This window comes from Microbacterium lacticum (assembly GCF_006716815.1).
Lineage (GTDB): Bacteria > Actinomycetota > Actinomycetes > Actinomycetales > Microbacteriaceae > Microbacterium > Microbacterium lacticum.
Genome location: NZ_VFPS01000001.1, coordinates 371556 through 384122 on the forward strand (window position 1 = coordinate 371556; position 12567 = coordinate 384122).

A 12567-nucleotide genomic window follows, 5' to 3' on the forward strand; every position below is an offset into this window, starting at 1 on the left:
CATTCCACCGCAGAATTGGACTTCGCGCACCAGTCCAATCGGACTATCGTAGCCGCATGGATTCCCGGATCACCGCTCGCTCCCTCGCGACCGCACTCGGCGGCTGGCGCACGCGCGACCCCGCGTACGAGGCGCTCGCCGACGGCATCCGCCTCCTCTGTCTCGACAACCGCATCGCGGCGCGCACGGCGCTTCCGGCCGAGCGCGAGCTCGCCGCCGCCCTCGGGCTCAGCAGGACGACCGTCGCGACGGCCTACCGCAGCCTCCGCGACAGCGGGCACATCGAGAGCCTCCGCGGGTCGGGGAGCGTCACCCTGCCGCAGCCCGGTCGGGAACCGGGGAAGGTCGCCACGGGGGAGGGGGACATCGACCTGCAGCAGGCGAGCCCCGCCGCCTGGCCGGGACTCGTCGGCGTCATGAGCGAGGTCGCTGCGGATGCGGCGACGCTCGTCGCCCGCGCGGGGTACGAGACGCGGGGCGCGCTCGCGCTGCGCGCCGCGATCGCCGACCGCTACACGGCGGCCGGCGTGCCGACGACCCCCGACGAGGTGACGATCACCACGGGGGCGCAATCGGCGATCCACCTGCTCGCGCAGACGCTCCTGCGCCGCGGCGACCGTGCTCTCATCGAGACACCGACCTACCCACACGCCGCCGAGGCGCTGCGCTCTGCGGGGGCGCGGCTCGTGGGTGTGCCGGTGACGACGGATGCCGGGTGGGACCTCGACCGCGCGGCGCAGGCGTACGCGCGCGCCATGCCGCGCATGGCGTATCTCATGCCGAGGTTTCAGAATCCCACCGGCCGCTCGATGACGCTGAGCGAGGAGGCGGTCTTCGCCGACGCCGCACAGCGCGCCGGGACCATCCTCGTCATCGACGAGACGACCGCCGAGCTCGCGATCGACGATGCGCGCGCGAGCGCCGCCGGACCGTTCGCCTCGACCGCCGTGGTGCGCGTCGGCTCGCTCGGCAAGACCGTCTGGGGCGGGCTGCGGATCGGGTGGATCCGCGCCGACGCCTCGCTCATCGACCGCCTCGTCGCCGCCCGGCCCTCGCGCGACCTCGGAACGCCCGAGTTCGAGCAGGCCGTCGCCGCGCGAGTGCTCGAGCGGATGCCCGACGTGCTCGCCCAGCGCGCCGCCCTGCTGCGCGACGGGCGCGACGCGCTCGCGGACGCGCTCGCCGAGCGTCTGCCCGACTGGCGCGTTCCGCGCGTGGACGGGGGAGTCGCCATGTGGGTCGAGCTCGACGCGCCGCTCAGCTCGGGACTGGTGCTCGCGGCACGGACGCGCGGGGTGTTCCTCTCGGCGGGGTCGCGGTTCGCCGTCGACGGCGCGCACGATCGGCACCTGCGCATCCCGTTCACCGCCTCCGCGGCCGACCTGCGCCGCGCAGTCACGGTGCTCGCGCAGATCTGGCCAGAGGTGCGCGCTGCGGCCCCCGTGACGAGTGTCGAACCGATGGGCGCGCTCGTCTGACACCCGGCCGCGCGGGTACGTGGGTGCGCGGCTGGCGCGGGTGCGGGTGCGGGTGCGGGGACCGGCGCTGGCGCGTGAGGACGGAGCGCCTTCGGCTCGAACGGGCGTCAGCGAGGCGACCGGTGCCGGCCTCACCGCAGGTACCTCAGGCAGTCGATCGCCTCGTCGGCGCTCCAGAACGCGCCGAGGTGGCGCAGTCGCGCCGACGCCAGGTCGAAGCGTTCGGCGTGGAACCGGATGCCGGTGCTCTGCGCCTCGGCGCGCAGGTGGCCGATCACCCGGCCCGTGCGGTCGAGCACGCGCCATCTTTTGTCGGATACCGCGCGCAGTGTCACGCCGCGCACCCCGACGGCAGGACCGTTCTGTGTCGTGAGAATCATCTGCTGCCTCCCGTATCGAACATAGATACGACCTCCGACATCGCGTTGTCATCGCCTCCTCCCCAATCGCGCAATCTCGCGATCCATCCACATTTCGACGTTCCGGCCTCCGCACGCACCCGCGCCGCCGCCAAGCTGAGCGTGCTCCGGCACCCGGATGGGCACGCGGGTGCCGGAGCAGGAGCCGCGGAACGGCCGCGGCCCGGCTCACGAAAGGACGCCCGCCATGTCAGATCTCATCGCCGTCACCGGCAACCTCACCTCATCGCCGCTGCGCCACGCCGTCTCGGGCGGGGTCACGATGGTCACGTTCGGGCTCGCCAGCACCGAGCGTCGCTTCGACAACGGCACGTGGACCGATGTGCACACGAACTTCTACAGCGTCTCGGTCTTCCGCAAGCTCGCCGAGCACGCGTACGCGTCGCTCGAGAAGGGTCAGCGCGTCATCCTGTCGGGCAAGCTCAAGGTGCGCAGCTGGGAGGCGAACGGCAAGTCGGGCACGAGTGTCGACCTCGAAGCGACGAGCATCGGTCCCGACCTGATGTTCGGGGTCGCGACGTTCGTCAAGGACGGACGCGGGGCGCAGTCCGAAGCCCCCGTGGTCGACGATCGGGCGAGCAGCGCGCCCGACGACTGGGCGACGCGTGTGCCCGGCGAGGGCGCGCCCGACGCCGTCGGCGACCACGCCGCCGCGCAGGTCGAGAACCCCCGAGCGCAGAGCGACCACGCCAGCGAAGGCGCCCGGTCGCCCGAGCTCGTCGGCGCGGGCGGGGGCGCGTGGGCGACACCCGGTGCGGAGGAGGAGACCCCGTTCTGAGCGCCGCGCGCGCAGGGGCGCACGGCTCACCCCGGAGCTCTCCCCGTAGACTTCGGAGGTGCGCCGCTCCGCCCCTGTCTCGTCCCGGCTCGCCGCGTTCGGCGCCCTCGCCGTGGCCGGCATGCTCGCGCTCGCCGCCTGCACACCCACCCCGACGCCGTCGCCCACGCAGACCTCGGCCTCGCCGTCGCCGACCGCCGCGCCGACGCCGACCGGGCCCGTGTTCGTTCCCGACGGTTCCGCGCAGGACAATCTGCCGCTGTTCGCGCAGGTCTCGAATCAGGTCGCCGCGACCGACGCGCGGGTGCAGGGGCGGGCCTACATCGACGCGCTCGCGGCGGCGGGGTTCCCGAAGGCGCAGATGCAGGTGACGAACGACCTCACCACCGTGGGAAACCCGGCCGATTCGATCCAGTTCTCCGTCGCCTGGGCGGGGGAGTGCCTCGTCGGCCAAGTCGGCCCGTCCACGCCCGCGCCGACGGCCCTCGTCCTCCCGCTCCTGCCCGCCGGCACGTGCCTCATCGGCCAGACGAGACCCATCGACTGGTGAGACCGGGGTGGCGATCCCGATGCGACCCGCCGCGTAGACTTGGGCCGTTATGGCCGAATACATCTACTCCATGGTCCGTGCCCGCAAAGCGGTCGGCGAGAAGCTGATCCTCGACGATGTCACGATGTCGTTCCTGCCGGGAGCGAAGATCGGCATGGTCGGCCCCAACGGCGCCGGAAAGTCGACGATCCTCAAGATCATGGCGGGTCTCGACACGCCCTCCAACGGCGAGGCGAAGCTGACCCCGGGCTTCACCGTCGGCATCCTCATGCAGGAGCCCGAGCTCGATGAGACGAAGACCGTGCTGGAGAACATCCAGGACGGCGTCGCGATCAAGGGCAAGCTCGACCGGTTCAACGAGATCTCCGCGCTCATGGCCGACCCCGACGCCGACTTCGACGCGCTCCTGGCCGAGATGGGCGTGCTGCAGGAGGAGATCGACGCCGCCGACGGCTGGGACCTCGACTCCCAGCTCGAGCAGGCGATGGATGCCCTGCGCACGCCTGCGGGCGACGAGCCGGTCACCAAGCTCTCCGGTGGTGAGCGCCGCCGCGTGGCGCTCGCGAAGCTCCTGCTGCAGAAGCCCGACCTCCTTCTCCTCGACGAGCCCACCAACCACCTCGACGCCGAGAGCGTGCTCTGGCTCGAGCAGCACCTGCAGTCGTACAAGGGCGCGGTCATCGCGATCACCCACGACCGATACTTCCTCGACAACGTCGCCGAGTGGATCGCCGAGGTCGACCGCGGCCGGCTCATCGGCTACGAGGGCAACTACTCCACCTATCTCGAGAAGAAGGCCGAGCGCCTCGACATCCAGGGCAAGAAGGACGCCAAGCTCGCCAAGCGACTGAAGGACGAGCTCGAGTGGGTCCGCTCCTCCGCGAAGGGCCGCCAGACGAAGTCGAAGGCCCGTCTGCAGCGCTACGAGGAGATGGCCGCCGAGGCCGAGCGCACGCGCAAGCTCGACTTCGAGGAGATCCAGATCCCCGCCGGCCCGCGCCTGGGCAGCGTGGTCATCGAGGCGAAGAAGCTGCAGAAGGGCTTCGGCGACCGCTCCCTCATCGACGGGCTCAGCTTCAGCCTGCCGCCGAACGGCATCGTCGGCGTCATCGGCCCGAACGGCGTCGGAAAGACGACCCTGTTCAAGACGATCGTCGGGCTCGAGCCGCTCGACGGCGGCGACCTCAAGGTCGGCGAGACGGTCAAGATCAGCTACGTCGACCAGAGCCGCGCCAACATCGACCCGCAGAAGACGCTCTGGGAGGTCGTCTCCGACGGGCTCGACATCATCACGGTCGGCAAGACCGAGATCCCCTCGCGCGCCTACGTGTCGAAGTTCGGCTTCAAGGGCCCCGACCAGCAGAAGAAGGCCGGCGTGCTCTCCGGTGGTGAGCGCAACCGCCTGAACCTCGCGCTCACCCTGAAGGAGGGCGGCAACCTGCTCCTCCTCGACGAGCCGACCAACGACCTCGACGTCGAGACGCTCTCCTCGCTCGAGAACGCCCTGCTCGAGTTCCCCGGCTGCGCCGTGGTCATCACCCACGACCGGTGGTTCCTCGACCGCATCGCGACGCACATCCTCGCCTACGAGGGCACCGACGAGGAGCCCGACAAGTGGTACTGGTTCGAGGGCAACTTCGAGGCGTACGAGGCGAACAAGATCGAGCGTCTCGGCCCCGACGCCGCGAACCCGCACCGCTCGACGCACCGGAAGCTCACGCGTGACTGAACGGATGCACGTCCCCATCCACCTCCGCTGGGGCGACCTCGACGCGTTCAACCACGTCAACAACGCGACGATGCTGAAGCTGCTCGAAGAAGCGCGCGTGCGCGTCTTCTGGTCGCCGATCGACGGCGAGGAGGCGCCCGACACCGCGGTGATCGAGGCGGGGCTGGATGCCCGTGAGCTGACCCTCATCGCACGGCAGGAGATCGAGTACCTCGCCCCGGTGCCGTACCGGCGCGACCCGCTCGACGTGCAGATGTGGTTCGGCAAGCTCGGCGGATCGAGCGTCGAGGTCTGCTACGAGGTGTACAGCCCTGCGACCGATGCCGAGCAGAAGCTCTACGCCCGGGCATCCTCTGCCGTCGTGCTCGTCGACGCGGAGACCTTCCGTCCCGTTCGCCTCAGCGAGCAGATGCGCGCGGCGTGGGCGCCCTACGTCGGCGAGCCGATCGCGTTCAGCCGGCGCTGACGCCCGAGCCGTCCGCGTCGGGCACGCGCACCATGATCTCCTGCGCGACCGTGGCGATCAGCTCGCCCTCGCGGGTGAAGATGCGGCCGGTCGCGAGCCCGCGCCCGCCGCGCGCGCTCGGCGACTCCTGCGCATAGAGCAGCCACTCGTCCACGCGCGCACGCCGGTGCCACCACATCGCGTGATCGAGGCTCGCGACCTTGAGACCCGGCTGCGACCAGGCCACGCCGTGTGCGCGCAGCACCGACTCCTGGATCGTGAGGTCGCTCATGTAGGCGAGCACCGCACGGTGCAGCGCCGGATCGTCGCCGATCCCGCGGCGCGTGCGCATCCACACGTCCTGTCGGGGCACGTGCGCCCCGGGCACCCGGTCGTAGATCGCGCCGTCGGCGTGCACGACCTCGATCGGGCTGTCGTCGAGCAGTCGTCGCGAGAGCGGGTGCAGGCGCGAGGCGCCGGAGCGCTCGAGTGCCTCCTCGGGCGAGAGCACGCCCTCCGGCGCGGGAGTCTGGTGCTCGAGGCCGGGGTCTTCGCGCTCGAACGACGAGATCATCGAGAAGATCGGCACCCCGTGCTGGTAGGCCTGCGTGCGGCGCGTCGAGAACGAGCGGCCGTCGTGGATGCGGTCGACGGCGAGCGTGAGCCCCGTGGACGCGTCACCCGGGCGCAGGAAGTAGCCGTGCATCGAGTGCGGCACGCGGTCGTCGTCGGTGGTGCGGTCGGCGGCGATGATCGCCTGCGCGAGCACCTGGCCGCCGAAGATGCGCCCGGTCGGCATGGGCTGCGACACCCCCGTGAAGATGTCTTCGGTGGTGCGCGCCGCGCCCGAGTCGAGGTTCAGCACGTCGAGCATGACGCCGACCGGGTCGGTGATCACGGGGATGGCGGCAGCATCCGAGGCGGTGGGTTCTTCGGGCGAGCCGTGTCGAGCGGCCGGGGCGTGTTCGCGCACGAGGCTCCTGTCATCGCGGGGTGACCGCCGGCCGCCGGGGCGGCGCGGTCGCTTGATAGTTTAGGGCGGATGTCGCAACGCCTGATCTTCCCCGATGCGCCCACCGCGGCGGACGTGCTCACCTTCTCCGCCCGGGCCGCGCGGCTCGGTGACGGCGCAGTCCGGCTGAAGGCGACCGGCGGCACGCTGCTCGCCTCGGCCGCCCCACTCGCGCCGCGGACGCTCCTCGAATCGACGCCCACCGTGCTCGGCATGCGCGCGGTGCGGGTCGACCCCGAACTCGTGTGCGACCTCGTCGTGCCGGCGGAGGGGCTCACGGCCTCGGACGACCCGGCGGCGCTGCAGCTGCCGGATGCCGCGGTCACGGCGACCTGGGCCGGGGTGTCGCCGCCGCGCGCCGGCTGGACCGATGACGGCGCGATCGCCGCGGCGCTCCTCGCCGAGCGCGCCCAGCGGGGCATCGCCGCGGTCGCCGAAGCGGTGCCGAAGGATGCCGGTGACGATGCCGTGCACGCCGTGCGCGCGGCGATCTGGGGCGCCGCCGACGAGCCGCTCGCCGGCCTGCCGCTCGGCGTCGCGTTCGCCGCGTTCGCCCTCGGGTTCATTGCCGGCGAGGAGCAGGCGGTCGTGCGCCGGAACGGCCCCTGGACGCGCGTCAGCCTCGCGCGCGGGCACGTGCTCACCCGCGGCACGGTCCGGTCGGGACTCACCGCCGTCCGCGCCACCGGCGCGAGCTGACTCCGCGGCCCGGTGCGGGCAGCGCCGCCGCCGCCAGCGCACCGCCGTCGTCACCACGCCGCGGCCACCACCGCCGTCAGACAGCGGCCGCCGCCGCGCGCCCGGCGACGCGCCCAGAGAACAGGCATCCGCCGACGAAGGTCCCCTCCAGCGCCCGGTACCCGTGCACGCCGCCACCGCCGAACCCCGCCGCCTCGCCGGCGGCGTATAGACCCGGCACGGGGGAGCCGTCCGCCCCGAGCGCCCGGCCCGACAGATCGGTCTCGATGCCGCCGAGCGACTTGCGGGTGAGCACGTGCAGCTTCACGGCGATGAGCGGCCCCGCGGCCGGATCGAGGATGCGGTGCGGCGCCGCGGTGCGGATGAGCTTGTCGCCGCGATACGCCCGTGCCGAGCGCAGCATGGCGACCTGCGCGTCCTTCGTGAAATCGTTGTCCATCTCGCGGTCGCGCGCCTCCACCTCGCGGCGCACGCGGGCGCCGTCGAGCGCGTCGCCGCCGGGCAGGGCGCGCATCCCGTCGATCAGCTCGTCGAGCGTCCGCCGCACGACGAAGTCCGCGCCGTGATCGAGGAATGCCTGCACGGGCCCCGCCGCCCCCTTGCCGAGCCGTGAGCGCACGAGGAGCGGCAGGTCCTTGCCGGTGAGGTCGGGGTTCTGCTCGCTGCCCGAGAGGGTGAACTCCTTCTCGACGATCTTCTGCGACAGCACGAACCACGAGTGATCGTGCCCGGTCTGCCGGAGGTGCGCGAGCGTGCCGAGCGTGTCGAAGCCGGGGAAGAGCGGCACGGGCAGGCGCGCGCCCGTGGCATCCAGCCAGATCGACGACGGGCCGGGCAGGATGCGGATGCCGTGGCCCGGCCAGATCGGATCCCAGTTCTGGATGCCTTCGACGTAGTGCCACATGCGGTCGCCGTTGATCAGACGCGCCCCCGCCGCCGCGGTGACGGGCTGCATCGACCCGTCGACGTAGGCGGGGACCCCGGTGATCATGTGCTCCGGCGGAGTGCCGAGTCGCGCCGGCCACTGCCAGCGCACGAGGTCGTGGTTGCCGCCGATGCCGCCGGACAAGACGACGGTGGCCGCCGCCGTGATCTCGAACTCGCCGACCACCTCGCGCGAGCTCGGGGCGCCCCGCTCGGCGTCGGAGGCGGCCAGCACGTCGCCGGCGGCGCCCGTGACGGTGCCGTCCGCGGTCGTCAGCGCGGTGACGCGGTGGCGGGGGAGGATCGTCAGACGTCCCTCCGCCTCGGCCTGCTCCACGGCCGCCTGGAACGGGGCGACGAGGCCCGGTCCGGTGCCCCACGTGATGTGGAAGCGCGGCACCGAGTTGCCGGGGCCCGTCGCGGTGTAGCCGCCGCGCTCCGCCCAGCCCACCACGGGGAAGAACCCGACGCCCTTCTCGCGCAGCCAGGCGCGCTTCTCGCCGTGGGCGAAGTCGAGGTAGGCCTCGGCCCAGCGGCGCGGCCACAGGTCGTCGTCGCGGTCGAATCCGGCCGTGTCGAACCAGTCCTGCCGGGCGAGCTCGATCGAGTCGCGGATGCCCATGCGCCGCTGCTCGGGCGAGTCGATGAAGAAGAGCCCGCCGAACGACCAGAACGCCTGCCCGCCGAGGTTCGTCCGCGGCTCCTGGTCGACGATGACGACGGTCTTGCCGGCGGCGGCGGCCTCGGCGGCGGCGACGAGACCGCCGAGGCCCCAGCCGATCACGAGCACGTCGGCGCGGTGCGCGGCGCGGCTCGCGTTCTGTCGCGAGGTCCGGGGGGATGCGCTGTTGGACGGGCTGTTCGAGGCGGAGCGAGCTGCCATGACGACTCCTTTGTCGCGAGGGGTGATCCGGGGTTGATCCGAAGAGGTGGTGCGGGGAGGAGCGCGACGGTGCGCTCAGGTGGTGTCGGGGTGGACGGTCAGCGACGGCGACGCTGCCGGGCGTGCGGGGCCGATGCCGCTCGGCTCGAACGTGTTCACCATCGCGAACGCGGCTCGCTCCAGATAGTCCCACAGCGTCGCTTCGTGGAGCGGCGACAGGCCGAGCTCGTCGACGGCGGCGCGCATGTGCGCGAGCCAGCGGTCGCGCGCGTCGGGGTCGATGTGGAAGGGGTTGTGCCGCAGCCGCAGCCGCGGGTGGCCGCGCTGCTCGCTGTAGGTCGTCGGGCCGCCCCAGTACTGCTCGAGGAACATCGTGAGGCGGACGGCCGCCGGACCGAGATCGTCCTCGGGGTACATCGGCTTCAGCACCTCGTCGGTGGCGACACCGCGGTAGAAGGCGTCGACGAGCCGCACGAAGGTGTCGTGACCGCCGACCTCGTCGTAGAAGCTCCGGGGTGTGGCATCCGTCATGACGATGCTCCTTTCGCGTCGGTGTCGGGCTTCGCGGGAGGCGCGGCGGATGCCTCGGAGGAGGTCGCGGGCGCGTCGTCCTGCGCCGGCGCGTCACCGCTCCCGGGCGAGCCGTCCTTCCGCGGTCGCCAGATCGCGCGGCCGTCGGTGGGCTCGGCCTCGGGCGTGCCGGACGGGGTCTCCGCCTTCCCCTTCGCGCCGCGCGGTGTCTTCGTGGCGCGCGGGGTCGCCGCCGAGGCGTCGTCCACGGTCGTCACGGGCGTCGGGCGCGTGCGCGGCGGGTTGGCGCCCCGCACCCGCTGGGCGCCCTCGAGCCCGGCGAGGACGACGGTGTTGAGCGACGGGAGCTCGATGCCGAGGTCGTCGACGGCGCGCTTCAGGCGCATCCGCAGCTCGCGGGCCACGTCGTCCTTCGCGTTCGCGCGCGTCTTCATCACGAGACGGATCACGAGCGCGTCGCCGGTGATCGACTCGAGGCCCCAGATCTCGGGCTGCTCGATGATGCGCGTGCGCCACTTCGGGTCCTTCGCGAGCGACTTCGCGGCGCCGAGCATCGTCTTCTCGACCTCGTCGATGTCGACGTCGGCGGGCACGGCGAGGTCGAGGATGACTCGCGACCACCCCTGCGACATGTTTCCGATGCGGGTGATCTCGCCGTTGCGCACGTACCAGAGCGTGCCGTTGACGTCGCGCACGTGCGTGACGCGCACGCTCACGTACTCGACGACGCCGGTGGCGAGGCCGAGGTCGACCACATCGCCGATGCCGACCTGATCCTCCGCGACGATGAAGATGCCGTTCAGCACGTCCTTGACGATGTTCTGCGCACCGAAGCCGAGGCCGGCGCCGATCGCCGCCGACAGCAGTGCGAACGAGCCGGCGACGCCGGGGGCGAGCACGCTGATGATCTGGAGCACCGCGATGATCACCAGAGTGACGTTGACGATGTTCTGCAGGATCGACCCGAGGGTGCGCGTCCGCTGCACGAGTCGCATCGCGGCGAGCGGGGAGCGTTCGAGCGCCTGGGTGTCGTCGACGTTCGCCTTGGTCTTCGCGCCCGACACGATGCGGTCGACGACGCGGCGGATCACGAGGCGCAGCACCCACGACGCGAGTATCGCGCCCACGATGATGAGGGCCACGGCGAGCAGCTTCATCCCGGCTTCGCCGAGCCAGGTCAGGATCTTCTGCCACAGATCGGGGTCGGCGATCGCGGGCGTTTCGCCCGGGTGGAGGTCAGTGCGCCAGATCATCGCTCCGATCCTAACGACCGACCCTGTGGCGCGGATGAGCGGGGGCGCACGCGGAGGGAACCCGACGCGCGCCGCCCGACCCGCTCACGCGTCGCGGGTGCGCAGCGCCGCCCACGCGCCGAGGAGCAGCGCCGCCGGCCACGCCGCGAGCGTGAGGATGCCCCGCAGCACGTCGTCGCCCGCCGGTGTCGTCGCCATCTGCGCCGCCGCCATCGGCAGATACTGGCCGAGGTCGACGATCCACTGCCAGCTCTCGCCGGCGAAGACGAACATGTTCGTGACGATCGGCAGCACGAACAGCACGCCGACGGTCGCCGCGATCGCGCCGGCGCCGTTGCGGATCAGGAAGCCGAAGCCCACGCCGATGAGCGCGAACATCGCCATCGCGAAGACGCCCGCCGCGAGCGGAGTCCACGACTGCGCCGGGTCGGACCAGTCGATGCCGGCGCTGCCGAGGATCGGGGCGGTGAGCAGGATCGCGACGAGGTAGGTGAGCGCGGTCGCGAGCGCCATCACGACGCCGACGACGATCGCCTTCGCGGCGAGCACGGCGCCGCGATGCGGCTCGGCGGTGAACGTCGAGCGGATCATGCCGGTGGAGTACTCGCCGGTGACCGCGATCGCGCCGAGGATTCCGGCGACGAGCATCGTGAACTGCATCGGCATGACGATCGTCATGACGGGCGACAGGCCGCCGCCGAAGTCGCGGGCGGCCGAGGCCATCATCAGCGAGATCGCGAGCGAGAGCGCCACGGTGACGGCGAGCGACCACCAGGTCGAGCGGAGCGTCAGCAGCTTGATCCACTCGCTGCGCACCACCCGGCCGAACGAGAGCCGGTAGGGGGAGGCGGGCCGTGCGGGCGCGGGCGCCGCGTCGCGGGTGCCGGCGGGGGCGGCGGTGGTCATGCGATCTCCTTGGTCTTGTACTGCACCGAGCCTTCGGTGAGGGCGAGGTAGGCCTCTTCGAGCGATCCGGTGCGCGGGGTCAGTTCGTGAAGCGGGATGCCTCGTGCGGCGGCGACATCGCCGATGGCGGCGGCGGGGAGGCCCACGACCCGCAGGGTGCCGTCGCCGGCGTCCTCGACGGCGACGTCGCCGCCCGCGCCGCCGGCATCCCCGGCGCGTGCCGGGTCGATCGTCGCGAGCGCGGCGGCCAGGTCGGCGGGTCGGGGCGTACGCACGAGCACCTCGTTCGCCGTCCACGCCGCGACGAGATCGCCGAGCGGTGCATCGGCGAGCACGCGCCCGCAGCCGAGCACGATCACGTGGTCGGCGGTCTGCGCCATCTCGCTCATGAGGTGGCTGGAGAGGAGCACGGTGCGTCCCTCGCGTGCGAGGTGGCGCACGAACTCGCGCACCCACCGCACCCCTTCGGGGTCGAGGCCGTTCACCGGCTCGTCGAGGATGAGGGTCGACGGGTCGCCGAGGAGGGCGGCGGCGATGCCGAGGCGCTGGCCCATGCCGAGCGAGAACTTGCCGGCGCGCTTGCGGGCCACCGCTTCGAGCCCGGTGAGGGCGATCACCTCGTCGACGCGGCTGTTCGGGATGCCGTGGGTCGCCGCCATCGCCCGCAGGTGCGCACGGGCGGAGCGGCCGGTGTGCACGGCCTTGGCATCGAGCAGCACGCCCACCTCGGTCAGCGGCGTGCGGCTCTGCGCGTAGCGCTGGCCGCCGACGGTGACACTGCCGTCGTTCGGGGCATCCAGGCCCACGATCATCCGCATGGTGGTCGACTTCCCGGCGCCGTTCGGTCCGAGGAAGCCGGTGACGAGCCCCGGTCGCACGGTGAACGAGACGCCGTCGACGGCGGTGGTGGATCCGTATCTCTTGGTGAGGTTCTCGGCGACGATCATGTCTTCTACGCTA

13 protein-coding genes are annotated in these 12567 nt (G+C 72.1%); 6 read left to right on the top strand and 7 right to left on the bottom strand.

What is annotated here, in order from left to right:
• Window positions 1–56: 56 nt before the first annotated feature.
• The gene (gene yczR, locus FHX68_RS01800; protein WP_141380020.1) at window positions 57–1478 is read left to right on the top strand and encodes a MocR-like transcription factor YczR; all 1422 of its coding nucleotides are present in this window, start codon (window positions 57–59) and stop codon (window positions 1476–1478) included.
• 131 nt (window positions 1479–1609) lie between these two features.
• On the opposite strand, the gene FHX68_RS01805 is transcribed toward yczR, so the two are convergent.
• On the bottom strand, window positions 1610–1858 hold the full coding sequence (locus tag FHX68_RS01805) for a DNA mismatch repair protein (RefSeq protein ID WP_141380019.1): 249 nt from the start codon (window positions 1856–1858) through the stop codon (window positions 1610–1612).
• Between the two features lie 226 nt (window positions 1859–2084).
• Between FHX68_RS01805 and FHX68_RS01810 the strand changes: the two genes are divergently transcribed.
• From FHX68_RS01810 to FHX68_RS01825, 4 genes are read left to right on the top strand one after another with little or no spacing between them, the layout of a single operon-like run.
• The gene (locus FHX68_RS01810; protein ID WP_170214205.1) at window positions 2085–2675 is read left to right on the top strand and encodes a single-stranded DNA-binding protein; all 591 of its coding nucleotides are present in this window, start codon (window positions 2085–2087) and stop codon (window positions 2673–2675) included.
• Between the two features lie 58 nt (window positions 2676–2733).
• Window positions 2734–3225, top strand: a complete 492-nt coding sequence (locus FHX68_RS01815) for a DUF6993 domain-containing protein (RefSeq protein WP_141380016.1) — start codon at window positions 2734–2736, stop codon at window positions 3223–3225.
• 49 nt (window positions 3226–3274) lie between these two features.
• On the top strand, window positions 3275–4954 hold the full coding sequence (gene ettA / locus FHX68_RS01820) for an energy-dependent translational throttle protein EttA (RefSeq protein ID WP_141380015.1): 1680 nt from the start codon (window positions 3275–3277) through the stop codon (window positions 4952–4954).
• Window positions 4955–4958: 4 nt separating this feature from the next.
• Entirely contained in the window at window positions 4959–5420 is a 462-nt protein-coding gene (locus FHX68_RS01825) for an acyl-CoA thioesterase (protein ID WP_229661486.1), read from the top strand.
• On the opposite strand, the gene FHX68_RS01830 is transcribed toward FHX68_RS01825, so the two are convergent.
• The gene (locus FHX68_RS01830) at window positions 5407–6273 is read right to left on the bottom strand and encodes an acyl-CoA thioesterase (protein WP_141380046.1); all 867 of its coding nucleotides are present in this window, start codon (window positions 6271–6273) and stop codon (window positions 5407–5409) included. The genes FHX68_RS01825 and FHX68_RS01830 overlap by 14 nt on opposite strands.
• 168 nt (window positions 6274–6441) lie before the next feature.
• On the opposite strand from FHX68_RS01830, the gene FHX68_RS01835 reads away from it, so the two are divergent.
• A complete protein-coding gene (locus FHX68_RS01835; RefSeq protein ID WP_141380013.1) occupies window positions 6442–7110 on the top strand; it encodes a DUF8185 domain-containing protein in 669 nt (222 codons plus the stop codon).
• A 76-nt stretch (window positions 7111–7186) separates the two neighbouring features.
• Here the strand turns inward: FHX68_RS01835 and FHX68_RS01840 are convergent, their stop codons facing one another.
• The 5 genes from FHX68_RS01840 to FHX68_RS01860 form a co-directional block, all read right to left on the bottom strand.
• Complete coding sequence (locus tag FHX68_RS01840) at window positions 7187–8917, bottom strand: FAD-binding dehydrogenase (protein WP_141380011.1); 1731 nt, start codon at window positions 8915–8917, stop codon at window positions 7187–7189.
• Window positions 8918–8992: 75 nt separating this feature from the next.
• On the bottom strand, window positions 8993–9448 hold the full coding sequence (locus tag FHX68_RS01845) for a globin (RefSeq protein ID WP_141380009.1): 456 nt from the start codon (window positions 9446–9448) through the stop codon (window positions 8993–8995).
• Window positions 9445–10701 carry a mechanosensitive ion channel family protein gene (locus tag FHX68_RS01850; protein ID WP_373288694.1) on the bottom strand — a complete coding sequence of 419 codons (1257 nt, stop codon included), beginning with the start codon at window positions 10699–10701 and terminating at the stop codon, window positions 9445–9447. Before FHX68_RS01850 ends, FHX68_RS01845 begins: the two co-directional genes overlap by 4 nt.
• Window positions 10702–10785: 84 nt before the next feature.
• Window positions 10786–11607: an ABC-2 transporter permease gene (locus tag FHX68_RS01855; RefSeq protein WP_141380007.1), complete on the bottom strand. Its 822-nt coding sequence runs from the start codon at window positions 11605–11607 to the stop codon at window positions 10786–10788.
• On the bottom strand, window positions 11604–12554 hold the full coding sequence (locus FHX68_RS01860; RefSeq protein ID WP_141380006.1) for an ABC transporter ATP-binding protein: 951 nt from the start codon (window positions 12552–12554) through the stop codon (window positions 11604–11606). Before FHX68_RS01860 ends, FHX68_RS01855 begins: the two co-directional genes overlap by 4 nt.
• Window positions 12555–12567: the final 13 nt, after the last annotated feature.